At 64.0% G+C, this 317-nt stretch carries 1 protein-coding gene; it reads right to left on the bottom strand.

The window, feature by feature from the left end:
- Window positions 1-317 (bottom strand): DNA-binding protein (locus CWO89_RS47485; RefSeq protein WP_130584496.1); only part of this gene is annotated, 317 nt, incomplete at both ends.

Here is a 317-nt window from a genome sequence, read left to right as displayed (position 1 = left end):
CGCCGTGGGAAACGTCGCCAGTTGCTGCGGCGCTTCGTCCGGCCGCTGTGCCTGCCGGACGACTGTGACTTGGTCTGCGTCGAAACAGACGGACGGGCGCTCGCGGAATCTCAGCCATTCTGCTTGCTTCGCTTCGGCCAATGCGCAGGCCGCATCGTAATTATCCGCGATGCCGAGATGAGTCGAACGGTCCCACGCCCCGCCATTCAGGCACCGCACCTCGATGCGGCCATCCGACAAGGTGACGCCGTAAGGACGATCCCACCATGCATCGAGCTCCGCCTTGCTTCGTGCCTCATTCGGCGTCGCGTTGAAGG

The sequence above is a fragment of the Bradyrhizobium sp. Leo170 genome (assembly GCF_004296405.1).
Lineage (GTDB): Bacteria > Pseudomonadota > Alphaproteobacteria > Rhizobiales > Xanthobacteraceae > Bradyrhizobium.
Note: the sequence above shows the minus strand (reverse complement) of the source record. Positions and strands in the feature narration are given on the sequence as shown.